General features: G+C 60.3%; 22 protein-coding genes and 1 riboswitch. Of the genes, 17 read left to right on the plus strand and 5 right to left on the minus strand.

The features are described 5' to 3' along the window. Positions 1–20: 20 nt before the first annotated feature. The 10 genes from FE782_RS13500 (at position 21) to thiD (ending at position 12090) form a co-directional block, all read left to right on the plus strand. Entirely contained in the window at positions 21–983 is a 963-nt protein-coding gene (locus FE782_RS13500) for an ABC transporter permease (RefSeq protein ID WP_138194619.1), read from the plus strand. A gap of 16 nt (positions 984–999) precedes the next feature. Next, on the plus strand, positions 1000–1878 hold the full coding sequence (locus tag FE782_RS13505; RefSeq protein WP_138194620.1) for a carbohydrate ABC transporter permease: 879 nt from the start codon (positions 1000–1002) through the stop codon (positions 1876–1878). Between the two features lie 108 nt (positions 1879–1986). Beyond that, positions 1987–3540: an extracellular solute-binding protein gene (locus tag FE782_RS13510; RefSeq protein ID WP_138194621.1), complete on the plus strand. Its 1554-nt coding sequence runs from the start codon at positions 1987–1989 to the stop codon at positions 3538–3540. 69 nt (positions 3541–3609) lie between these two features. Continuing rightward, positions 3610–5022 carry an FAD-dependent oxidoreductase gene (locus FE782_RS13515; RefSeq protein WP_138194622.1) on the plus strand — a complete coding sequence of 471 codons (1413 nt, stop codon included), beginning with the start codon at positions 3610–3612 and terminating at the stop codon, positions 5020–5022. Between the two features lie 82 nt (positions 5023–5104). Further along, positions 5105–5208: riboswitch (TPP riboswitch) on the plus strand. Between the two features lie 279 nt (positions 5209–5487). Beyond that, entirely contained in the window at positions 5488–7248 is a 1761-nt protein-coding gene (gene thiC, locus FE782_RS13520) for a phosphomethylpyrimidine synthase ThiC (RefSeq protein WP_138194623.1), read from the plus strand. Continuing rightward, positions 7241–8356 (plus strand): ThiF family adenylyltransferase, encoded by a 1116-nt coding sequence (locus tag FE782_RS13525; protein WP_138194624.1) that lies wholly within the window; start codon positions 7241–7243, stop codon positions 8354–8356. Before thiC ends, FE782_RS13525 begins: the two co-directional genes overlap by 8 nt. Further along, on the plus strand, positions 8353–9216 hold the full coding sequence (gene thiE / locus FE782_RS13530) for a thiamine phosphate synthase (protein ID WP_338016890.1): 864 nt from the start codon (positions 8353–8355) through the stop codon (positions 9214–9216). The genes FE782_RS13525 and thiE overlap by 4 nt, the downstream gene beginning before the upstream one ends. A gap of 5 nt (positions 9217–9221) precedes the next feature. Beyond that, positions 9222–10040, plus strand: a complete 819-nt coding sequence (locus tag FE782_RS13535; RefSeq protein ID WP_138194625.1) for a thiazole synthase — start codon at positions 9222–9224, stop codon at positions 10038–10040. After that, positions 10037–11233 (plus strand): glycine oxidase ThiO, encoded by a 1197-nt coding sequence (gene thiO / locus FE782_RS13540; RefSeq protein WP_138194626.1) that lies wholly within the window; start codon positions 10037–10039, stop codon positions 11231–11233. The genes FE782_RS13535 and thiO overlap by 4 nt, the downstream gene beginning before the upstream one ends. Further along, the gene (thiD, locus tag FE782_RS13545) at positions 11230–12090 is read left to right on the plus strand and encodes a bifunctional hydroxymethylpyrimidine kinase/phosphomethylpyrimidine kinase (protein ID WP_138194628.1); all 861 of its coding nucleotides are present in this window, start codon (positions 11230–11232) and stop codon (positions 12088–12090) included. Before thiO ends, thiD begins: the two co-directional genes overlap by 4 nt. A gap of 64 nt (positions 12091–12154) precedes the next feature. Here thiD and FE782_RS13550 read toward each other — a convergent pair whose 3' ends face one another. The 3 genes from FE782_RS13550 to brnQ form a co-directional block, all read right to left on the minus strand. Then, complete coding sequence (locus tag FE782_RS13550; protein ID WP_138194630.1) at positions 12155–12745, minus strand: cell wall hydrolase; 591 nt, start codon at positions 12743–12745, stop codon at positions 12155–12157. 131 nt (positions 12746–12876) lie between these two features. Then, positions 12877–13896: a DUF3231 family protein gene (locus FE782_RS13555; protein ID WP_138194632.1), complete on the minus strand. Its 1020-nt coding sequence runs from the start codon at positions 13894–13896 to the stop codon at positions 12877–12879. 55 nt (positions 13897–13951) lie between these two features. Continuing rightward, complete coding sequence (gene brnQ, locus FE782_RS13560) at positions 13952–15274, minus strand: branched-chain amino acid transport system II carrier protein (protein WP_138194634.1); 1323 nt, start codon at positions 15272–15274, stop codon at positions 13952–13954. Positions 15275–15408: 134 nt separating this feature from the next. Between brnQ and FE782_RS13565 the strand changes: the two genes are divergently transcribed. The 6 genes from FE782_RS13565 to FE782_RS13590 all read left to right on the plus strand — a co-directional run bounded on the left by FE782_RS13565 (position 15409) and on the right by FE782_RS13590 (position 20406). Then, positions 15409–16116 carry a DNA alkylation repair protein gene (locus FE782_RS13565; protein ID WP_138194635.1) on the plus strand — a complete coding sequence of 236 codons (708 nt, stop codon included), beginning with the start codon at positions 15409–15411 and terminating at the stop codon, positions 16114–16116. Between the two features lie 43 nt (positions 16117–16159). Continuing rightward, positions 16160–17323, plus strand: a complete 1164-nt coding sequence (locus tag FE782_RS13570) for a DUF4317 domain-containing protein (protein ID WP_138194637.1) — start codon at positions 16160–16162, stop codon at positions 17321–17323. A 67-nt stretch (positions 17324–17390) separates the two neighbouring features. Then, on the plus strand, positions 17391–18656 hold the full coding sequence (locus FE782_RS13575; protein WP_138194638.1) for a mechanosensitive ion channel family protein: 1266 nt from the start codon (positions 17391–17393) through the stop codon (positions 18654–18656). A 125-nt stretch (positions 18657–18781) separates the two neighbouring features. After that, positions 18782–19204, plus strand: a complete 423-nt coding sequence (locus FE782_RS13580; RefSeq protein ID WP_238392480.1) for a DMT family transporter — start codon at positions 18782–18784, stop codon at positions 19202–19204. Positions 19205–19219: 15 nt separating this feature from the next. Continuing rightward, on the plus strand, positions 19220–19921 hold the full coding sequence (locus FE782_RS13585; protein ID WP_138194642.1) for a Crp/Fnr family transcriptional regulator: 702 nt from the start codon (positions 19220–19222) through the stop codon (positions 19919–19921). Positions 19922–19923: 2 nt separating this feature from the next. Then, a complete protein-coding gene (locus tag FE782_RS13590) occupies positions 19924–20406 on the plus strand; it encodes a DMT family transporter (protein WP_138194644.1) in 483 nt (160 codons plus the stop codon). 389 nt (positions 20407–20795) lie between these two features. On the opposite strand, the gene FE782_RS13595 is transcribed toward FE782_RS13590, so the two are convergent. Together FE782_RS13595 and FE782_RS13600 are read right to left on the minus strand one after the other, a co-directional pair. Next, positions 20796–21269, minus strand: a complete 474-nt coding sequence (locus tag FE782_RS13595) for an ArsI/CadI family heavy metal resistance metalloenzyme (RefSeq protein WP_138194645.1) — start codon at positions 21267–21269, stop codon at positions 20796–20798. Between the two features lie 67 nt (positions 21270–21336). Beyond that, on the minus strand, positions 21337–21795 hold the full coding sequence (locus FE782_RS13600) for a MarR family winged helix-turn-helix transcriptional regulator (RefSeq protein WP_138194648.1): 459 nt from the start codon (positions 21793–21795) through the stop codon (positions 21337–21339). 103 nt (positions 21796–21898) lie between these two features. Between FE782_RS13600 and sigZ the strand changes: the two genes are divergently transcribed. Next, the gene (gene sigZ / locus FE782_RS13605; protein WP_138194649.1) at positions 21899–22468 is read left to right on the plus strand and encodes an RNA polymerase sigma factor SigZ; all 570 of its coding nucleotides are present in this window, start codon (positions 21899–21901) and stop codon (positions 22466–22468) included. Positions 22469–22921: the final 453 nt, after the last annotated feature.

Raw genomic sequence — 22921 nt, forward strand, 5'->3', positions numbered from 1 at the left:
GATCGAGAGGAGCGGGGAAGATGGAACTGGGTACGACGACGAAGGCCGCGAAGCGAACCGGCATCGCCGCGCGAAGGAGGGCCGAGGCATGGAGGCTCGTCCGCAACAACTTGGACATGTATGCGCTGCTGCTGCCCGGCCTGTTGTTCTTGCTGATCTTTAAATACGTCCCGATGTACGGCATTCTGATCGCGTTCCAAAATTTTAACATTTTCGACGGGATCTCGGGCAGCGAGTGGGTCGGCGGCGAGCAGTTCGTCAAGCTGACGCAGTCGGAGGAGTTCGCGCAGGTGTTCCGGAACACGCTGTTGATCAGCTTCTATAAGATCGCGATTTTATTCCCGATTCCGATCGCGATCGCGTTGTTCTTGAACGAGGTTTCGAAAATGTGGTTTAAGCGTTCCGTGCAGACGATCATTTACTTGCCGCATTTCCTGTCGTGGGTCATTATCGCCGGGTTGTTCATCAACATTCTGTCCCCTTCGAGCGGACTCGTGAATCGGGCGATCGAGGCGTTCGGGGGCCAGCCGATCTCGTTCCTGCTCGACAACGATTGGTTCCGCAGCGTGGTCGTATTTACCGCAGGCTGGAAGGAGTCGGGTTGGAACGCCATCATCTTCATCGCGGCGATCGCGGGCATCGATCAGGAGCAGTACGAAGCGGCGGCGATCGACGGCGCGAGCCGGCTGCAGCAGATGTGGTACATTACGCTCCCGGGCATCATGGCGACGATCGTGCTCGTGTTCATCCTCCGGATCGGTTATTTGTTGGATGCGGGCACGGAGCAAATCCTGACGCTCTACAACGCGGTCGTCTACGAGACCGGCGACGTAATCGGAACGTACGTCTACCGCATCGGCCTCGGCAAGATGGATTACAGCTTCAGCACGGCCGTCGGCTTGTTCAATTCCGTCATCGGCTTCCTGCTCGTCGTCACCGGCAACTGGCTGTCCAGAAAATTTCTGCATCGCAGCATCTGGTAAAGGGGGGCATGCGCATATGAGAAGAAAATCCGCAGGAGACGCCGCGTTGGATACGTTCATCTACGCCTCGTTAACGATCGCCGCGCTCGCCACGCTGCTGCCCTTCGCCAACGTGTTCTCGAAGGCGTTCAGCGCCGAGTGGGCGGTCGTCTCGGGCAAGGTCGGCCTCTGGCCGATCGACTTCCAATTGGACACGATGAAGTACGTCGTCACGTCCGAATCGTTCCTCAAGGCGCTCGGCATCTCCGTCTTTCTGGCCGGCGTCGGCACGCTGCTGTCCATTCTGTTGACCGCTGTAACCGCCTATCCGCTGTCGAAGCGTCATCTGCCGGGCACCGGCGCGATTCTCGTGTTGTTCGTCTTCACGATGCTGTTCAGCGGCGGCATCATTCCGAATTACTTGCTGATCCGGGAGCTGGGCCTGATGAACAATCTGTGGTCGCTCATCCTGCCGGCGATGATCAGCGTCTTCAATATGCTCGTCATCAAGAGCTACTACGAAAGCTTGCCGGAAAGTCTGGAGGAAGCGGCGAAGCTCGAGGGCGCGGGCAATCTTCGGGTGTTATTCTTCATCGTGCTGCCGCTCAGCGGACCGGTGCTCGCCACGATCTCGCTGTTTTACGCGGTGTATTTTTGGAACGACTTCTTCCATCCGATGCTGTACATCAATAACCCCAGCCTCAGGCCGCTGCAGCTGTACTTGCGCGATATCGTCATGGAAGCCGACACGACGCAAGGCGGGGTCGAGAAGACGTTGGACGAATTGATGAACCTGACGCCGGAAGGCATCCGAGCGGCGACCGTCATCGCGTCGACGGTTCCGATCCTGCTCGTCTATCCGTATTTGCAGAAGTACTTTATCAAAGGCGTTCTGATCGGTTCGGTGAAGGGGTAGGGGCAGGGAACCTTATGGCAGCGCATTAATTCCGCCGAGGTACCCGGCGGGTTAATGATATAGATGCAAGGCAGACCATGGATCGTCAATTTAGGGAGGTAACGAAATATGAATCGATTGCGGCGGAAAAAGACGGGGGTTCTGGCGATGACGGCGGTCCTGACGCTGGCGGCGGCCTGCAGCCAAACGTCGGGCGGGGACGCAGGAAGTCAGGGCGCGGCCGCGCCTCAGGCGGGGACGAAGGAAGAGACGAAGGAAGCCGCCAAGCCGGCGTTGAAGGCGCTTCACCACTGGATGAAGGACGATTACAATACGTATCCGGTCGCGAAGGTGATCGAAGAAGAGACGGGCTACAAGGTTCAATACGACATGCTTCCGCAAGACAAGTCGGAGGATAAGCTGAACTTGATCATGGCTTCGGGGGAGGCGTACGACTACATCTTCACCGTCGGCGGCTCCAGTTGGAAAGCGCTTTATTCCGACTACGCGAAGCGCGGCGCGCTCGTCGACCTCGGTCCGCTCCTCGAGGAGCACGGGCCGAACATCAAGGCGTCGTTATCTCAGAGGTCTTGGGACATGGTGACGGTCGACGGGAACATCTACGCGATTCCGTTCCCGTCGGTCGAGTTCGTGGGGGCGAGCCTCGCGATTCGCCAGGATTGGCTGGATCTGCTGGGCCTTCCGATGCCGACGACGATCGATGAATTCAAGAGCGTGCTGGCGGCGTTCAAGGAGAAGGATCCCGGCGGCAACGGCGATCAGAACATTCCGATGACGATCAACGGGGACGCCCCGATGGTGACGAATTTGGTCGGCGCCTTCGGCATCGCGAACGGCTGGAACCCGAAGGACGGCGCGCTCGTCCCGCAGCCGATGGACCGGGGCTTTCCCGCCTATTTGACCTACATGAACGAACTGTTCGCGGAAGGGCTGTTGGAAAAGGAGTTCGCCGTCAACAAAGACGCGACGATGAAAGAGAAGTTCTCGAGCGGCCGGACGGGCGTCATTCCGCTGCACTGGGCGGACGTTCCCGCCGTCTCCGACGCGCTGCAGAAGAACGATCCGAACGCGAAGATCGTCTTCGTGCCGCCGCTGAAGGGGCCGGACGGCCAGGCGGCGCTCGCGAGCAACGGCGGGGGATTGGATCGCATTACGTTCATTCCGAAGTCGGCGAAGAACGCGGCCGAGACGATCAAATTCATCAACGCGAAGCTGGAGACGGAGACGTTCAAGCGGATCGCCATCGGAGACGAGGGGACGCATTATACGTTCGAAAACGGCGCGTACAGCCCGATTCTGCCGATCTTCAACGACGAACGGAACCAAGCGAACAACTACTTGACGGGCGTCGACGAGAACAACTACGCGACGTATTGGCAAGCGAGGGTGCGGAAGGATCCGCGGCTGTTCGCGGCGTGGGAATCGATCAATCCGCTGTTGGACGATGCGTTGAAAGCGCCGGACGTGCTGTCGACGGCTCCGTACTTGCCGGAATTCGCGAGAAACAATCAGACGTTGGGCGCGCTGGTGTCGGAGTTCGCCGTGAAGATCATCGTCGGCAGCGAGACGCTGGACGGTCTCGAAGCGTTCCAGCAGAAGTTCAACGCCTCCGGCGGAGAAGCGACGGCCAAGGAAATCAACGACTGGTACGCATCGAAATAAGGAGCCGAGCCGGCGGGCGCGTCGCATCGCTGCCCGTCGGCGGCATATCCCAAGAGAGGAAGAACGCGCATGGAAGCTAACGGCTTAACGGTATCGATCCCGGAGCATCGGCTGCCGGTCTCGTACGCGCCGGACGTCGTCGTCGTCGGAGGCGGCGCCTCGGGGGTGGCGGCGGCGATCGCGGCCGCGCGCAACGGGGCGAAGACGCTCCTCCTCGAGCAGCGCGGATACTTGGGCGGCATGGGCACCTCCGCTTTGGTGCCGGCGTTCTGCCCGTTCACGGACGGCGAGAAGCCGGTCGTTCGCGGCATCGGCCTCGACCTGATGGAACGCATGAAGGCGGCATCGGGCGAAGACTATCTCCGCATGCATCGAGATCGGCTCGATTGGGTTCCGATCGACGTCGAAATCTTGAAGCGCGTGTATGACGACGCCGTGCTGGAGAGCGGAGCGGATCTGCTGTTCCACAGCTTCGTCGATCAAGTGCTGCTCGCGGACGACGGCCGGTCGATCTCCGGCATCGTCGTCGGCAACAAGTCGGGTCGCTCCGTCGTGCAGGCGAAGCTGTACATCGACGCGAGCGGCGACGCGGATCTCGCGGCGCTCTCCGGCGTGCCGTTCCACATCGGCGGCGAATCGGGCGAGCTGCAGCCCGGCACGATGTGTTATCTCGTCTGCAACGTCGATAAAGCGAGATACGACCGCTTCTTGGCGGAGACGGGACAGGGCAACCAGATGCCGGACACGGTGCAGGAGGCGCAGCGCAACGGCGACCTGCCGGAGGGACGCAAGCGCATCTCGGGCCTCGCGTGGCTGTCGAACTCGGTCGCCGGCTTCAACTTCGGGCATGTGTTCGGCATCGACGGCACGAAGGCCGAGGATTTGACGCGCGCGGCCGTCGAAGGGCGGCGGCTCATCGAGATGCAAATGCGATTCCTCCGCAAGTACGTGCCCGGCTTCGAGAACGCGCATCTCGTGCACTCCGGCGATCAGATCGGCATTCGGGAGACGCGGCGCATCGTCGGGGATTATACGCTGGTCGTCGACGACTTCCTCTCGATGCGCACCTTCGAGGACGATATCGCCCGCAACGCGTACTTCATCGACATTCATCTGGCGAACGCGCAGAGCGCGATGGCGATCAAGCATCTGCCGAAGGGCGAGTCGCATGGGGTGCCGTACCGCTGCATGCTGCCGCAGGGCAAGTCGAACCTGATCGTCGCGGGACGGTCCGTCTCCTCCGATCGTCCGGTGCAAGGCTCGCTGCGCGTCATGCCGAACTGCTTCGCCATGGGGCAGGCGGCCGGCACGGCGGCGGCGATGGCCGCCGCGGAGGGGCGGGATTTCCGCGGCGTCGAAGTGAAGCGGCTGCAGCGGCTGCTCGTCGAACAAGGCGCATGGCTGGGCGACGGGAAGCGCGCCGGCGACGTCGTCGCGAGCGGCGGCGGACCGCTCGTCTACGAGGAAGAGAACGACGGATAACCTCGCGCAGGAGCCAATGCGGTCTTTCGGAACAGAATGAAACGGTTGACACTTTCTTCCTACGCGTGTACAGTAGATCCTAGAATTCCACTAGGGGCGCCCGCGAGGGCTGAGATAAGGCGATGCCTTGGTCCCTTTGAACCTGATCTGGGTCATGCCAGCGTAGGAAAGTGGACCAATGCGCGTGAACTAGCTGCTGCCGGGGCGTACGTGCGGGCTGATGCCTGCCGTCGACGCGAGCGGAGGCGTGCGACGGGCTCCGGGGGAACGTCCCTGTGAGGTCCGCGAAGCCTCCTGCAGCGCAAACACAACCGTTGGCCGCTCCGTACGGGGCGGCTTTTTTTCCGTTCGTCGGAAATCGAGCCGCGCGGACGGGACGGCTTCGCGCGATTGGAATCCTATTTTCGATATCGGCTTGGGCCTCCTAGGGGAATTCGTACGAATGACTCGAGGAGGTTTTTTGTTATGGGGATATTGACGACGCCGTTGCCGGGGAGCCGCAAGGTGTACGTCGAGGGCGAGGGCGGCCTTCGGGTGCCGATGCGGGAGATCGCGCTCGCGGACAGCCGCGCGGCGGACGGTTCCGCATCGCCGAACGCGCCGCTGCTCGTCTACGACGCGAGCGGACCGTATACGGATGAACGCTACGAGGCGGACATTCGGCGAGGCTTGCCGCCGCTGCGGGCGGAGTGGATCGCCGCGCGCGCGGACACGGAGCCGTATCCGGGCCGCGAGGCGAAGCCGCTGGACGACGGCTATGCGAGCGAGGCTTCGGCGCGAGAGCGGGGCGAAGCCGTCTTCCCGGGGCTGCGGCGCGAACCGCGCAGAGCGCTTCCGGGCCGCAACGTGACGCAGCTTCACTATGCGAGGCGGGGCATCGTGACGCCGGAGATGGCGTTCATCGCCGTCCGCGAAGGGATGACGCCCGAATTCGTGCGGGACGAGGTGGCGGCGGGGCGCGCGGTCATCCCGGCGAACGTCAACCATCCGGAGAGCGAGCCGATGATTATCGGCCGCCGGTTCCACGTGAAGATCAACGCCAACATCGGCAACTCCGCCGTCGCTTCTTCGATCGAGGAGGAGGTCGAGAAGATGACGTGGGCGACGCGCTGGGGCGCGGATACGATCATGGATTTGTCGACGGGCAAGAACATCCATACGACGCGGGAGTGGATCATTCGCAACAGTCCGGTGCCGGTCGGCACGGTGCCGATCTATCAGGCGCTCGAGAAGGTCGGCGGCCGCGCGGAGGCATTGACGTGGGAGATTTTCCGCGACACGCTCATCGAGCAGGCCGAGCAAGGCGTCGATTATTTCACGATTCACGCAGGCGTGCGGCTCCGCTACATACCGATGACGGCGAAGCGGGTGACGGGCATCGTGTCGCGCGGCGGCTCGATCATGGCGGCGTGGTGCCTCGCGCATCATCGGGAAAATTTCTTGTACACGCACTTCGAGGACATCTGCGAAATCATGAAGGCGTACGACGTCGCGTTCTCGCTCGGCGACGGGCTGCGCCCCGGCTCGATCGCGGACGCGAACGACGAGGCGCAGTTCGCGGAGCTGGAGACGCTCGGCGAGCTGACCGACATCGCCTGGAAGCACGACGTCCAGGTCATGATCGAAGGTCCGGGCCATGTGCCGATGCACCTGATTAAGGAGAACGTCGACCGTCAAATGGAGGTGTGCAAGGAGGCGCCCTTCTATACGCTCGGGCCGCTGACGACCGATATCGCGCCCGGCTACGATCACATTACGTCCGCGATCGGGGCGGCGATGATCGGCTGGTTCGGCACGGCGATGCTGTGCTACGTGACGCCGAAGGAGCATCTGGGCCTGCCGAATAAGGAGGACGTGAAGGACGGCGTTATCGCTTACAAAATCGCGGCCCACGCGGCCGATCTGGCGAAGGGGCATCCGCGCGCCAAGCAGCGGGACGACGCCTTGTCCAAAGCGCGGTTCGAGTTCCGCTGGCGCGATCAATTCCATCTGTCGCTCGACCCGGAGCGAGCGATGGCGTATCACGACGAGACGCTGCCGGCGGACGCGGCCAAGTCGGCCCATTTCTGCTCGATGTGCGGACCGAAGTTTTGCAGCATGCGCATCACGCACGATATTCGGGCCTATGCCGCGGAGCAGGGGCTCGATCCGGCGGAAGCGGTCGAAGCGGGCATGCGGGAGCGTTCGGAGCAGTTCAAAGCGGGAGGGGGCCGTCTCTATGGGTAGCGCGGGCGCGGCTGTCGAGGTCGAGCTGTCGCGGTACGACCGGCAGATGCGCTTCGCCCCGATCGGCGAGAGCGGGCAGCGGAAGCTGGAGGCGTCGACCGTCCTCGTCGCGGGCGTCGGAGCGCTCGGCTCCTCGCTCGCGCAGCAGATGGCCCGTGCGGGCGTCGGCCGGCTGCGGCTCGTCGACCGCGACTTCGTGGAGCCGGACAACTTGCACCGCCAATCGCTGTACGACGAGGCCGACGCCGCGTCCTCCGCGCCGAAGGCGCTCGCCGCCGCCGCCCGGCTGCGCGCGATCAACGGCGCGGCGAGCGTGGAGCCGCGGGTAACCGACCTATCGGCGGCGAACGCTTCCGAGCTGACGGCAGGCGTCGACCTCGTGCTGGACGGGACGGACAATGTGGAAACCCGCCTGCTGCTCAGCGACGCCTGCTTCCGCCGCGGCATCCCGTTCGCGTACGGCGGGGCGACGGGCTCGTCCGCGAGCGCCGCGCTGCTCGTTCCCGGCGAGACGGCCTGCCTTCGCTGCCTCATCGGCGGCGAGGCGGACGCCGCGCCGACGGCGAATTGCGATACGGCGGGCATTATCGGTCCGGCGGCGGACGTCGCGGCGGCGCTGCAGGCCGTGGAGGCGCTGAAGTGGCTGACGGGCAACCGGGAGGCGCTGCGGCGAACGTGGATTACGGCGGATGTATGGCGGTTCGCATTGAAGGAGACGCGTCTTCCGGCGGCCCGGACCGACTGCCCCTTCTGCGCCCCGGACCGGGGGGCCGGCGAAGAGCCGCCGGGAAGTCGCTTCGCCGCGGCGCCGCCGGACACGGTCGTCCTGTGCGGGCGGGATACGATCCAGGTCGCTACCGGCCGGACCGTCGAGACGGATCGGGAGGCGGAGCGGCTGAAGGAGCGGCTGATCCGCCGGGGCTGCGCGATCGCGGCCGCCAACCGGTACCTCGTCCGGGCGCGGACGCCCGAGGGCGCGTCGCTCGCGATCTTCGCGGACGGCCGCGTCCTCGTGCGCGGCGCGACCGAGCCCGCGGACGCCTGGACGATCTGCCTGAAATACGTGTCGGAAGAAACCATGGACGAGAAGGAGGAGAGGGTCCGTTGAAGCGGCTCGTCGATTGCAAGCTGTATGTCATTACGGGGGAAGCGTATCATCCGGGCCGGGAGCAACTCGAGGTGATGGAGGCGGCGATCCGGGGCGGCGCGGACATCGTGCAGCTTCGGGATAAGACGTCGAACCGCGCGGCGCTGCTCGCCAAGGCGAAGGCGCTGCGGGCGCTGACTCGCCGCTTAGGCGCGCTATTCGTCGTCAACGACGATCTGGAGGTAGCGCTCGAGGCCGAGGCGGACGGGGTCCATCTCGGGCAGGACGATCTGGCGATCGGCGAAGCCCGGCGTCTGGCGGGGAGCCGCCTGCTGATCGGCATCTCGACGCACAACCTTGCTCAGGCGTTGGAGGCGGAACGGGCGGGCGCGGACTATATCGGCGTAGGCCCGGTCTACCCGACCCCGACGAAGCCGGGCCGTCCGCCCGTGACGACGTCGTACGTGGCCGAAGCGGCCGCGCGGATTCGGATTCCGTTCTTCGCGATCGGCGGCATCTCGCCCGAGACGGCGGACGACGTGTTGGCCGCGGGCGCGCGGCGGCTGTGCGCCGTCTCCGCCGTCGTCGGCAGCGCCGATCCGGCGGGCGTATGCCGGGCGTTGAAGCGGCATATCGCCGAGTGGGAGGCGCGGGACGCCGGCGGGGAGCCGGAGGCGGAGGGCGTGCGGGTGACCGTGAACGGCCGAGACGTCGCGGTGCGGTCCGTCACGCTGCGAGCGCTGGCCGAGTCGCTCGGGCTCGACTCCATGCGCGTCATGGCGGAGCGGAACGGCGAGGCGGTGCCGCGCGCGGACTGGGCGCAGGTCGCGATCCGGGACGGCGATCGGATCGAATTCGTGCATTTCGTCGGGGGAGGGTGACCGGGATGAAGGAAGCGAACGGGAACGCGCCGTTCACGATCGGCGGCGTAACGCTGCGGTCGCGGCTGTTTCTCGGGACGGGGCGGTACCCGAGTCCGGCCGTGCTGCGGCGGGCGCTCGAAGCGTCGGGGGCGCATGTCCTCACCTTCGCCGTCCGGCGGGTCGATCTGGAGGCGCCGCGGGAGGACGATCCGACCTTGCGGCTGACGGAGGACAAGGACTTCGTGTATTTGCCGAATACGTCGGGATCGTCGACGGCGGACGAAGCGGTGCGCCTCGCGCGGCTCGCCCGCGAGGCCGGACTCGGCAGCTGGGTCAAGGTCGAGATCAGCGTTCATCCGCGGCTGCTGCTGCCCGACCCGGTCGAGACGCTGAAGGCGACGGAGCGGCTCGTTCGGGAAGGGTTTACGGTGCTGCCGTATACGTCGGACGATCCGATGCTGTGCGCGCGGCTCGCGGAAGCGGGGGCGGCCGCCGTCATGCCCGGCGGCTCCCCGATCGGGACGGGGCTGGGCATTCTGAATCCGTACCATCTAAGCTGGATCGCGGAAGAATGCCCCGTCCCGGTCATTGTCGACGCCGGCTTAGGCTCGGCGGCGGACGCGGCGCAGGCGATGGAGCTCGGAGCGGACGGCATCCTCGTGAATACGCCCGTCGCGTTGGCTCGCGACCCGGTGGCGATGGCCGAGGCGATGCGGCTCGGCGTCGAAGCGGGGCTGCTGTCGAGGCGCGCGGGGCGCATCCCGCGGAAGCCGTACGCATCGGCCAGCAGCGCGGCGGACGGCGGGCTGTTCCCCGCCGCGCCCGGAGGGGGCGCCGGATGAGCGGCCGCACGGTCGTCGTGCTCGGCGGCGGCATCGTCGGGCTGGCGTGCGCCTACGAGGCGCTCGGGCGGGGCTGGCGCGCGATCGTGATCGACGCCGGTCCGATCGGCGGCCAAGCGTCGAGCGCCGCCGCCGGCATGCTGGCGCCGTATTCGGAGAACGGCGAGGCGCCGGACGCGTTCTTCCAGCTCTGTCGCCGCAGCTTCGCGTCGTATCCGGCGTGGGTGCAAGACATCGAGGAGACGTCGCGCCGGCGCGTCGGCTTCGTCCGTTCGGGCAGCCTGCATGTCGCTCGCCGGGAAGCCGATCGGCTGCCGCTGTTAGGCCGCTTGCGTTGGCAGACGGACCAAGGCGCCCGGCTCGAGTGGGTGGAAGCGGAAGCGTTGCCCCGGCTGGAGCCGGCGTTGGCACCCGGGCAGGCGGGGGCGCTCTATTGCCCGGAGGAGGCGCATGTGCAGGCGCCGCTCCTCGTGCAGGCGCTTGCCGAAGCGGTGCTGCGCCGAGGGGGGCGGCTCGTCCCGTCGGCCGGCCGCCTGCTGACGCTGGAGCGGGCCGGCGAATCGGGAGGCGGCGTTCGGGTCGAATTCGCGAACGCCGGGACGTTCGCCGGCGACCGGCTATGCTGCTGCCTCGGCTCCTGGAGCGAGGAGCTCGAGCCGAGGATCGGACTGCGTCTTCCCGTGCATCCGATCCGGGGGCAGATTTGCGCGTACGCCCCGCGCCCCGTCGAGCTCCGGCATATCGTCTTCAGCCCGCTCGCGTATTGGGTGCCGAAGCCGGACGGTTCCCTCGTCTGCGGCGCGTCCGAGGACGAGGCGGGCTTCGACCGGTCGGTAACGCCGGGCGGCATCGGGCGGCTCGCGCGCGCCGGGGAACGGCTGCTCCCCGGCCTGCAGGGAGCGGCCCCGTCCCGCAGCTGGGCAGGGCTGCGGCCCGCCACGCTGGACGGCCGCCCCTTGATCGGCGCCGTCCCCGGCCGGGACGGCATGTACCTGGCCTGCGGGCATTACCGCAACGGCATTCTGCTGAGCCCGGCGACGGCGGCGGCGTTCGGGCGTTGGCTCGACGACGAAGAGGCGTCCGGAGGCGAGGAAAGCGCAAGCGGCGGGGGGACGTATGCCGACATGTCCGCCTTCCGCCCGGACCGGTTCGGCGCCGGGACGCACGCGTGCAGGGAAGGAGCCGCGTTATGACCGATTCGCGCGGCGGACGCGCCGCCCCGCCGCGGGCGCTGACGATCGCGGGCTCGGATTCGGGCGGCGGCGCAGGCATTCAAGGCGATCTGAAGACGTTCCAAGAGCTGGGGGTGCACGGCATGAGCGTCGTAACGGCGATCACCGCCCAGAACAGCCTCGGCGTCCAACGCATCGCGCCGGTGGCGCCGGAGCTGATCGAAGCGCAGCTCGACAGCGTGCTCGGGGATATCGGCGCGGACGCCGTCAAGACGGGCATGCTGCCGACGCCGGAGTCGGTCGCCGCGGCCGCGGCGGCGGTTCGGCGGTACGGCTTGGAGCGGCTTGTCGTCGATCCGGTACGGACGGCCAAGGACGGTCGCCGTCTCATGGCGGGGGAAGCGTTCGAAGCGCTGGCCGAGCTGCTGCTGCCGCTCGCGGAGCTGGCGACGCCGAACGTTCCCGAGGCGGCGGCGCTGCTGGGGGTGCCCGAACGGGACATCCGCACGGTGGACGAGCGGGTCGACGCGGCGAAGGCGCTGCTGTCGTTCGGCTCCCGCCACGTTCTGCTGAAGGGCGGACACGCCGAGGGCGACGAGTGTCTCGATATTCTCGTCGCAGCAAGCGACGGCGGCCGCCGCCCGGCGCTGCTGGGCGGCCCGCGGCTGGCTCGACGGCACACGCACGGTACCGGCTGCGCGCTGTCGTCCGCCGTCTGCGCGGCGCTGGCCGGGGGAGCGGCGGCGGAAGCGGCGTGCCGCGAGGCGAAGGCGTTCGTCGCGGCCGCGATCGCGGGGAGCTATCCGACCGGCGCGGGCGTCGGCAGTCTGCGGCACGAGGCATGGCGAGCCGGCGGCGCCTTCGACGGCAGAAGGTAAGCGACGAACGCTTATAGGTACCCAACGCAAAAACCGCTTCCCCTCTCGCAAGAGGGAAGCGGCTTTATTTATAAAACGTATGATCTCCGATTTTCACCGTCTTCTTCGCTTTCGGATTCGGGTGATGGTCGGCGATATCCATATTCGCGAAGTAAATCGCGCCGTTCGTCGGGTCTTTCCCGTGCAGCGCTTCTTCGGCCGCCTGATAGGCCGAATCGACCGGCTCTTTATGAATCGTACCGTTGCTGACCGGCTGGAACTGCCCCTTGGAATAGATGACCTCTTCGATCGAATCCCCGAAGCCTTCTTCTTCCACACGGTTCAAGACGACCGCGGCAACCGCCACTTGCCCTTTATACGGCTCGTTTTTCGCTTCCGCGCTTACGATTCGCGCAAGCAATTCGACCTCTTCGGACGACACGTCCGATGGTTCGGACGACACGCTCGGTGGTCCGGCCGCGACGTTCGCCGTCGTCGGGTTATCCGCCGACTCTAACGCCCCTGCCTCCTGACCGCTTTCCGTTCGAATCGCTTCAACACTCGAGACTGGATGCTGAACCGGATTCTCATACCCTGTAGATTGTTCATTATTCGCCACTACAAGGGCGTTGGAAAGGATCAAGGCCAGCAGGGTCAACACTGCTGCTTGGTTCACTTTCTCACCGTCCTATTCGTTTTGAAAAGACCTTCTCTAAGAGTAGGATTTACATTTCATCAGCCCATTGTACCGAATCCGAAGCGGCATTTCCTTATGAAAATGCAGGGGGCTGCGGAAATATTCGGATATCAGCGCAGCAGTTGTTGACGGTCCGTCGAGAGCGGGGGCTGCTCGAGCCAGCCCCGATCGACGACGATATCGAAGGTGTCTTTCGCGTACAGCATGACCTCGCCGATGATTTTACTGTAATGCGCGATGAGGTCGGCTCTCATGGATAAAGCCATGGCATGCGAGATGAGTACGATATCGACCGCGTTCAGGATATTGATCATCGCCATAATGAGTTTATCCGAGAAGGGAGAGGTCGTCGATTCGGTCACTTCCATGCCTACGGTTACCGTACCGAGCAATTCCTCGTCCATTAACAATTTGTTAAACAGCTCTACCTGCTTCTCGCTTATTTTTTTTCCGCGAAGGATATGGCGCTGAAGCTCCTTGTCCTGCATGACCTGCGCGAATCCGAGCATCACGAGAACCGCGAAGTAATTTCTTTCGATGTTGAAGAAGATTTCCGACAGCTCGATGGCGTTTAAGGGACGTTTATCCCCCATAATCCCGTCAAGAAATGTTGTTTTCCGAACGTATTCCACTTGATTCGGATAATTCATTTTCGGCGGGCGATCGTAGAGGCCTTTCTCCAGCTGCAGCTTCACGGCTTGCCCGAACAACTCGGTCGAGGTATGCAGGCATTCGTTAAAGAAGTCCAGCACGTCTAACCTTACGTTATTCGAGGAGGTGAACGCGTAATTAATCATTCCCATTCGGTTCGCCATGTAGATAAAGCTGAGCGCGAACGCGTCATGGAACAGCGGAGGAGCGGACAAATTCACGTCCTTGTCCGTGAAGCCGTCGGGGATCGGGAAGTTTTCTTTCGAGAATATCGATCGGATCCGATCCAACCGTTGTTGCGAAATGTGCAGCGCCTTCTGCGCCATAGGCAGGATATCGCCGTCCTGCAGATGGTGTATGAAATACGTAAGGAAACAAACGGTCATGCTCTCCTGCATGTAAATGCTCCAGAGTCCGCCGATTTCCGTGCTGCTTAACTCGATGTTGGTCGGCTTTACGTGCGGCTGCGGCTGCGTCATTCCGTTATTCCTCCACAGGTGCGTCTCATACCTTCAGGATTTCCATGTTGGCCCGTTACGATTCCGCCGGTCGGGTCTTGGGCCATAACAAGCCAAGGAGCGCTCCGGCGCAAGCCGGAAGCACCCAACCTAAGCCGATATCATACAGCGGCAGCGACTGGGTAAACCAGACGTGAAGCCATTCGATCCGGAGGGGAGTGCCGGCTAGTCCGCTGACCAGGCTGACGATGAACGTCAACAGCAAACACCATCCATATACGCTTCGTTTGCCTTGAAACCGATCATGCGCGAACGTTAAGAGGATGAGCGCGATGGCCAGCGGGTATAGGATCGTTAAGACAGGCACGGAAAACGAAATTAACTTCTCCAAGCCCGCATTCGCGATCAGGGCGCTCGCCGCGGTCAGGATCACGCAGATGCGTCGGTAAGACATTTTCGGAAACAGGGTATGAAAGTAGCTGCTGCACGAGGTGGCGAGGCCGATGCTCGTCGTGAGACAAGCGAGCAGCACGATAACGCCGAGCACCGCGCCGCCGAACGTGCCGAAATAATAGTCGGCCGTTCGCTGCAGCACTTCGCCGCCGTTGCCCAGGCGACCGAAAGCGGAGACGCTGCCTGCGCCGATAAACGCGAGCGCCGTATAGATAAGGCCGAGAATCGCGGCCGAAATCGCCGAAGCCTGGAAGCAGACGAGCAGCGTATGGCGGCGACGGACGGCTCCCTTCGCTCGAATCGCGTCGATGACGAGAATGCCGAAGACGAGGGCCGCGAGCGTATCCATCGTTAAGTATCCCTCTTGAAAGCCGTTGAAGAAAGCGTGCGCGCTGTAATCGCCTAACGGTTGCTGCGGCGGTCCGAGGGGAGCGGCGACGGCGGCGAACGCCAACAGGGCGATCAGGATGATGAGCGCAGGCGTCAATCCTTTGCCTACGATATCGATGATTTTCGCCGGGCGTAAAGAGAAGAGAAGGGTCACCCCGAAAAATATAATCGTAAACGCCGCCGCAAGCAGCGGGTCGTGCTGAGCTCCGATAAAAGGTTTCAATCCGATTTCATAGGACACGCTGCCGGTTCTCGGCATGGCGAACAAAGGCCCGATCGTTAGGTATAGCATCGTTGTGAAGCCGATCCCGAACCAAGGATGGACGCGGCTCGTCAGGTCAAGCAAGTCCTTGGAGCCGGAGAAGCCGAACGCCAAGGTGCCGAGAATCGGAAGTCCGACCCCCGTTATTAAGAAGCCTAGATTGGCGAAGCCGTACTGATCGCCGGCTTGCTGCCCTAACATCGCCGGAAAGACGAGATTGCCCGCGCCGAAAAATAAAGCGAACAGCATGAAACCGATCGTTACCGTGTCTTTAAAGCGAATGTTGTCGTTCATCTCGCGTCTCTCCCGTGTTTAACATGATGAAAAGACAGTATATCATTAAGATGCCCATTTCCCTATGCGAATGATGTAAAATGGAGGAATGGACGAGCGAAACGAACCTCCAATAGAAGAGGAAGGGTAACGCAATGAATGTAGAAGAGGTCATGCAAGAGCTTGAGGCGCTCGGCAAGGAACGCCTTAAGAAGATGTACTTATCCAACGGCGCGCGCGAGCCGCTCTTCGGCGTGGCCACCGGCGCGATGAAGCCGATGGCGAAAAAAATCAAAATCGATCAAGCGTTGGCGGAGCGGCTTTACGCCACGGGGAATTACGACGCCATGTACTTCGCGGGCGTCATCGCGGACCCGAAAGCGATGACGGAAGCGGATTTCGACCGTTGGATGGACGGAGCATATTTCTACATGCTTTCCGATTACGTCGTCGCGGTCACGTTGGCGGAAGCCGACATTGCGCAGGCCGTAGCCGATCAGTGGATCGCCAGCGGCGAAGAGCTGCGCATGTCTGCGGGCTGGAGCTGTTATTGTTGGCTGCTGGGAAGCCGGCCGGACCGCGAATTTTCCGAAAGCAAGCTTGCCGGCATGCTGGATGAGGTGGAGCGGACGATTCACGATGCGCCCGAGCGGGCGAAATCCGCCATGAACAACTTCCTCTACACGGCAGCGCTCTCCTATTTGCCGCTACATGACAAGGCGGTCGCGACCGCCGAGGCCGTCGGCCCGGTCGAAATGAAGCGCGGCAAGAAAGACGTCAAGACGCTGAACGCTGCCGAAAGCATCCGCAAAGCGGTGGAAAAAGGGAGTCTCGGTTTCAAACGCAAATATGTAAGGTGTTAAAAAGCGGAAGGCATATCACTTCTTAGGAGCTGTCTCACGAACCATGAACAAAAAAGAAGTCGCGCACATTCGCAAGCAATTTAAGCTGGATCATGACTTGCTCAAGGTTTTCGACATTCTGAACGTGTACATCATGAAGGAAAGCAGCGAAATTTATCATTACGAGTGTCAGCCGTTCGCTCTGGTCGACCGGGAAAAGCAAGAGCTGTATATGGGCAATTTCAAAAAGCTGTTGACCGGGGAATTAGGTCAGAAGCTGTTCGAGGTCAAATTTCAAGAGGATGCGGAGGAGCCGACCCGAGTGCTCCTCCATCAAGGGCTGGTGACCGGTCACACGGAAGACTGGCAAAACCTGATGCTCCTGTTGGTGGAGAAGATGCTTGCGGATACGAAGTATGAACGGGATACGGTCGTCACGTTCGTTCGCGGGGAATACTTCCGGCCGACCCGGGAGCGGAACGACGAAGCCGAGAGAAGCGAGCGGGACGAGATGTTCGCGCATCCGTTCATTCTGTGCAGCGTCAACAGTACGGAACAACAGAAGAAAACCTTGCTGTTCGATTATGTCGAACGGGAGTTCAAGTATAATGTCATCGTAGATCCGATCGTTAAGCTAAGCGCGCCGGAGCAAGGCTTCTTCTACCCAAGCGTGACGGACAACGCGTCCGACGTGAATCGCGTGCTGTACTGCTCGGGCAAAGCCAACGAACCGAATCACCATTTCATCGATCAGGTGTTGAATGCCGAGAAGACGGTGACGGCGCAGGAAGAGCGGGTCATCTTCGAAGAAATCGTGAAGGAAGTGGCTGGAGAACAGCTCGATGCGGCGACGTTGGCGCATGTGTACGAGGGCATCCACCAGGTCATCGAGACGAATCAGGAGGAAGAACCGCCGAAGCTGGACTATAAAGACGTGGAACGGCTGTTGACGGCGAGCGGCGTGGAGGATCTGACGACGGAGAAGGTGGAACGCGCGTTCCAGACGGTCGTCGACGACAAAAACTACGAGCTTAAAGCGAGCAGCGTCATCCCGAAGTTCACGTCCAAATCGATTAAGATCGATACGAAGGTAGCGACGATATCGGTCAGTCCGCAAGATCTGAAGTATGTGAAACAGGTGAATTATCACGGCAAGCGATGCATCCTGATCGAGGTCGACGAGGATGCCGTGATCGAAGGGTTTACGCTCGCCACGGAAACGTTGTAATCATTCCAAAGCTCAAGAGCCGGGCCTTCCGCCCGGTCCTTGGGCTTATTTTCCTAAGGAGGCTGTAATGGAGTTTATCAGGGAACAACTGGTACGGTATGGCGCGTCTACGGAGCTGGCGGGATTGTTATCGAGTTGGATCATGGTCGTTCTCATCGCCGGGCTTAGCGTCGTCGCGAACTTCATCGCGAAGAAGGTCGTGCACGGCGTCGTGGCCCGCTTCGTGAAGCGGAACCGGTTCAAGTGGGACGATATGCTGTTGGAACGGCAAGTGTTTCAGAAGCTCTCGCATATCGTGCCCGTCCTTATCATCTACTATTTCTCGCCGCTCTTTCCGAGTTATCAGGCGCTTCTCGCGAAAGCGGCGTTTTGCTACTTTACGATCGTCGGCATCGTCGTGCTGAACGCTTGCCTGGACGCCGCGGACGATATTTATCGGACGTACGAAGTGTCCAAGCTGAAGCCGATCAAGGGATATATTCAGGTCGTGAAAATTTTCATCTTCCTCGTCGGCGCCGTCGCGGTCATCGCGACGCTGATCGGGCAGAGTCCGATTATTTTGCTGAGCGGTCTGGGCGCGCTGTCGGCCGTGCTGATGTTAATTTTCAAGGATTCGATTCTAGGGTTGGTCGCGGGCGTGCAGCTCGCCTCCAACGATATGGTGCGCGTCGGCGACTGGATCGAGATGCCGAAGTATCATGCGGACGGGGACGTCATCGACATCTCGCTGAACACGGTCAAGGTTCGGAATTTCGATCATACGATCACCATGATCCCGAGTTATGCGCTCATTTCCGATTCGTTCCGGAACTGGAGAGGGATGCAGACGTCCGGCGGCCGCAGAATCAAGCGTTCGATATACATCGACGCGAGCAGCATCGCGTTTTGTTCGCCGGAGATGATCGAACGATTTCGAAGCATTCATTTCTTAACGGAGTATGTGACGGAGCGGCAGCGGGACATCGAGGCGTACAACGCCGAGCGCCGCATCGATACGACGGTGAAGGTGAACGGCAGGCAGATGACGAATATCGGCGTATTCCGGGCGTACATTTTGCATTATCTGAAGCAGCACCCGAACATTCATCAGGAAATGACGTTGCTCGTCAGGCAGCTGGCGCCGGGGGAGTACGGGCTGCCGCTTGAAATATACGCGTTCACGAATACGACCGTATGGGCGTCGTACGAGACGATTCAAGCCGATATTTTCGATCATATTTTCGCCGTTGCGCCGGAGTTCGGGCTTCGCGTCTTCCAGAACCCTACCGGATATGATTTGCAGCAGGCGGGGCGAAGCGAAGCGCGGAGAGAAGGACAAGTCGGGGTCGGCTAACGAACGGGAATATACAATGGATCCGCAAGCATCGAATCAGTTGGGGACATATGTCCTTTCCCGCCGGCCGCTTTCCTCCCTATGATAGGAGCAAGCGAATCGGAAGAAGGGAAGAGGGAACGCTCATGGGTTGGTTGTTCGGCGTGTTGGCCGGCGGCTTCATCGCGCTGCAAGGGGTGGCGAACGCGCGAATCGGCGCGGCGATCGGCACGTGGCAGGCGGCGACGCTGACGCAGTTCACCGGATTTGTCGCGGCTGCGCTGCTGCTGACGCTGGCGCGCGATCGGCGAATGCATGCGCTGGCGCGCGTTAAGCCTTACTATTTGGCGGGAGGCGCTTTCGCGGCGATCATTATTTTCGGGAACGTCACGGCGATCCATCGAATCGGCATGACGCTCGCCGTATCGCTCGTCTTGATCGCGCAGCTCGCGTTGACGTATCTCGCGGAATCGAACGGATGGTTCGGCGCGAACAAACGCCGGATGCGCTGGCCGCAGGCGGTCGGGATCGCGCTGATGGCGGTCGGCGCCGTGATCGTGAAAGGGTAAAGGGGATACCGAGTCATGTACAGGATCGAGCATCGGGAGGCGGTGGACGCTTATACGCAGCTCCACGGCTTGGAGCAAGTGCTTCCGGACCGGCTGCGTTCGCATGCGGCGATATGCGTCTTCGCGCAAGGGGAAAACATTTGCGTACAAGGAGAGCCCGCTTCGACGCTTTACGTGTTGGTGAAGGGGAAAATTAAAGTGTTCCACAACTCCCCGGAGGGAAAGACGCTCGTGCTTTCCTTCCGGACGCCGCTCGAAGTGATCGGCGATCTCGAGTATATCGGCGGGGACGCGATTCACAATTACGTCGAAGCCGTCACCGAGGTATCGATGATCGGCATCTCGTACCGGGCGCTGCGCGAGTCCGGCGAGGACCATGCGCCGCTGCTCCGCTTCCTGTTGGAGATGATGGTGAAGAAGCTCAATTACAGGACGAATCACAGCAGCTTGAATCTGATGTACCCCGTCGAAACGCGATTTGCCAATTACTTGCTGTCGGTATGCTGCGACGAGACGGACGCGCGGTTTCGCGGTCGGCTCGCCGTCGCGAACGTGCCGGACACGGCCAACCTGCTCGGCACGAGCTACCGCCACCTTAACCGGGTAATCAGGAAGCTTTGCGACGAAGGGTTGATCGAAAGGAACAAGTCTACTATTCAAGTGTTGGATCCAGAGCGGCTGAAGCGACTCGCCGGCTCTCTCGGGAAGGAAGGATAACGATGATTCTAGGTATTCTATGGGCGGCGTTGTCCGGAGCGTTGGTCGGCGTGCAAAACCTGTTCAACAACCGAGTGAACGACCATACGAGCGTATGGACGACGACGACGCTCGTGCTCGGACTCGGGTTTGCCGCGTCGCTCGCGGCAGGGCTCGTTTTCGAAGGGGGCGATTTGCTGCGCCCGCAGCCGATGGAGACTTGGTTTTGGTTCAGCGGCTTGATCGGCGTCGGCGTCGTCGTCTGCATGGTGCAGGGGCTCCGGCGACTCGGCCCGACATCCGCGGTCCTGACCGCCATGACGTCGCAGCTCGGATTCGCCATGATGTGGGACGCCTTCGGCTGGTTCGGACTGGATCGGGTACCGATCACGCCGACAAGACTGGTCGGGGCGCTCGCGATCGCGGGGGGCATCTTCTTGTTTCAGCTTGGCGGCGTTCGGCATACGGATGCGGCTGTTCCGACTACGGCGAAAGCCGACGCATAAGCATCGAGAAGGTCCCGGCGGCTTCGTCCGGGACCTTCTTGCCGTACCTATTCCGCTGGTCATGACGCTCGAAAGCGAAGGGCGCTCCTCTCTGCAAGGACAGGAAATCGAGGTCATGGTACCTTCCCCTTGCGAAGTACGCGCTTCGCATCGTCGTTACAGGCATGAATCAACCTGTGGACGACTGGGTTTGTGGATATGTGGGTATTTATTGAAAAGGCCAGCCCGGTTGTGCGAAAAGTTAAACACACGCTGTTGATATCCCTGTGGACAACTGTGGATAATATTGGTTCTTCCTTTTCGTCGGTGGATAAGCTCGAGCGCGATTTCGAACTATGCACAACGGGGGCCGTCGGCGTCATGTTTCGTTGGTCATGCACAATGCGGCATCAGCAGCATGAATGTACCCCCTTTATCCACACCTTGTTTATGGTTGGTTTCAGAGTTGAGGGAGCGCAGCAAACGGACGGCATCGCTCGATCCTCGGCAGCCTCGAATTCGCTGTCTTTATGGGTGAAGAACACCTCCCATGGATTCCCCTCAGGGTCAGTCACCCAGATCTTATCCTGCACAGCATAGCAACAGGTCGTATTCATCTCGTCGAAAGATACGAGACCCGCTTGTTGGAGACGCTCTTTCGCAGCCAGTACCTCATCGGTGCTCTTTACCTGGAACCCAAGGTGGTTTAGTACTCCTTTGCTTTCGAATGGTCGAACGTTAAGTGAAAAATGAAGCGCAGGATCGTCGAGTTCGAATTTTGCATAGTTTTCTTTGACCTTTGTCGGTTCGGAGTTGAACAAAATCCTGTAAAACGCGAGAGATGGCTCTAAATTTCTTACATTGATCGCTACGTGCATTTTCATGTAATAACTCTCCTTTTGTATATTCAATAATTGATTATTGCAAGTATTGTTCAAAAAGGAACTCCTCTTAAAGAGGAGGTTTACAGCAGTGCGGGCTTTGGCTCATTGCCTCGCTAAGAATTTGTAGGCTTTCAATTACCTGAGATTTCTTGTCGCTCGGGACATAAGAGAAAATGTCCTGGATGTACGTCTCCATCGTTTCCGCAATTTGAACATACTGTTCCTCGCCCGAATTGGTTAAGGAGAGGAGAACGTATCTCCGATCCTTCGGATCAGGCAAGCGACTTAGATAGCCGCCTTCGACCAATTGCTGAACCTGGCGGCTTAACGTGCTTGTATCCATCGCCAGCATATCGGACAGGTCATTCAATGAGATATTTGGCCGTTTGTACAGTTCATAAATAATGTGACTTTGTACAACGGATATCCCGCAGCATTGGGCGCCGTCTTTTTGCAGCAGCCCAAACCGTCTAACCATCTGTTGGAGCACTTCCCGCACGTCGAGATATTGCGGCAATTGTTTCATTTTGATCACCTGATTTATTTATATCACACAATAGTTGTCAACCGCAACTATTTCGAATAACATATTTATAAGATTCTGAAGCCGTTCTTTGGAGGTTCAACGGATGACAACTCAAGACATATGGACCGAATATCATGAGATACTACTTAAGTTCATTCGAAGCCGCGTTCGAAATGCATATGATGCGGAAGACATCTTGCAGGATGTTTTTCAGAAAATACATCAATCCATCCAACGTCTAGAGGACGAGGGTAAGCTGCAGAGCTGGGTGTTTCAAATCACACGTAATGCTATTACGGACTATTACCGGCGGAATGCGAAGAAGCAAGAGCTGGAGACTCCAGACGATGGTATTGGGGACGTTATAGAAGAAATGCAACAGGATGGCAACCTTAATCATGTTGTGAGCCGCTGGATACGATGCATTGTGCAGGATCTCGACGAAAAGTACAGAGAGGCCATTATCCTGACGGAGTTCGAACAGATTACCCAAAAGGAACTTGCGCAAAGACTGGGGATCTCCATCTCCGGTGCAAAATCTCGGGTGCAGCGGGGACGTGAGAAATTAAGGGAAAAACTGCTCGAATGCTGTCATCTGGAACGGGACCGACTGGGTAATGTCATTGATTATGAGAGAAAGTCGGGAAGTTGTGGGTGCCAAAGTTGCCAATAAAATTTAACGGAGCTGCTTTTATATCTGCTGTCCAGAGAAAAAAATGTATTAGACTGAAAAATAAAGTATTAGACCGGGAAAATAAAGTTTTAGACTGGCAGCAGTAAAATGTACAAACGAGAAGGGTCAACCTCCTAACATTTACGTTAACGGGCAAATAGTAAGTTGGAATGATCAACCATTCTGGGGGTTGTGTATGTTTTGGAGAGATGTCTTAGTAGACAGGGTTTTATTAAAGAGTGAGCTCTCAGCTGCACTAGGACGTGCATTGGGAGTGGAGGAATCCAAAGTCCTTATTACTCCAAACATTGAATTTGTATCGGTAGGCGATGATCTATATGTTATTTGTGAAACGAGGATGGAGTTGTCAAAAAAAGTGCAGTTTGAAAACACCCTCATAAGGAAATTCCGTTACTAAGCTGCTTTAGAAAGCATCCTTTCGCGATAAACAGT

It is taken from the genome of Paenibacillus antri (assembly GCF_005765165.1).
Lineage (GTDB): Bacteria > Bacillota > Bacilli > Paenibacillales > YIM-B00363 > Paenibacillus_AE > Paenibacillus_AE antri.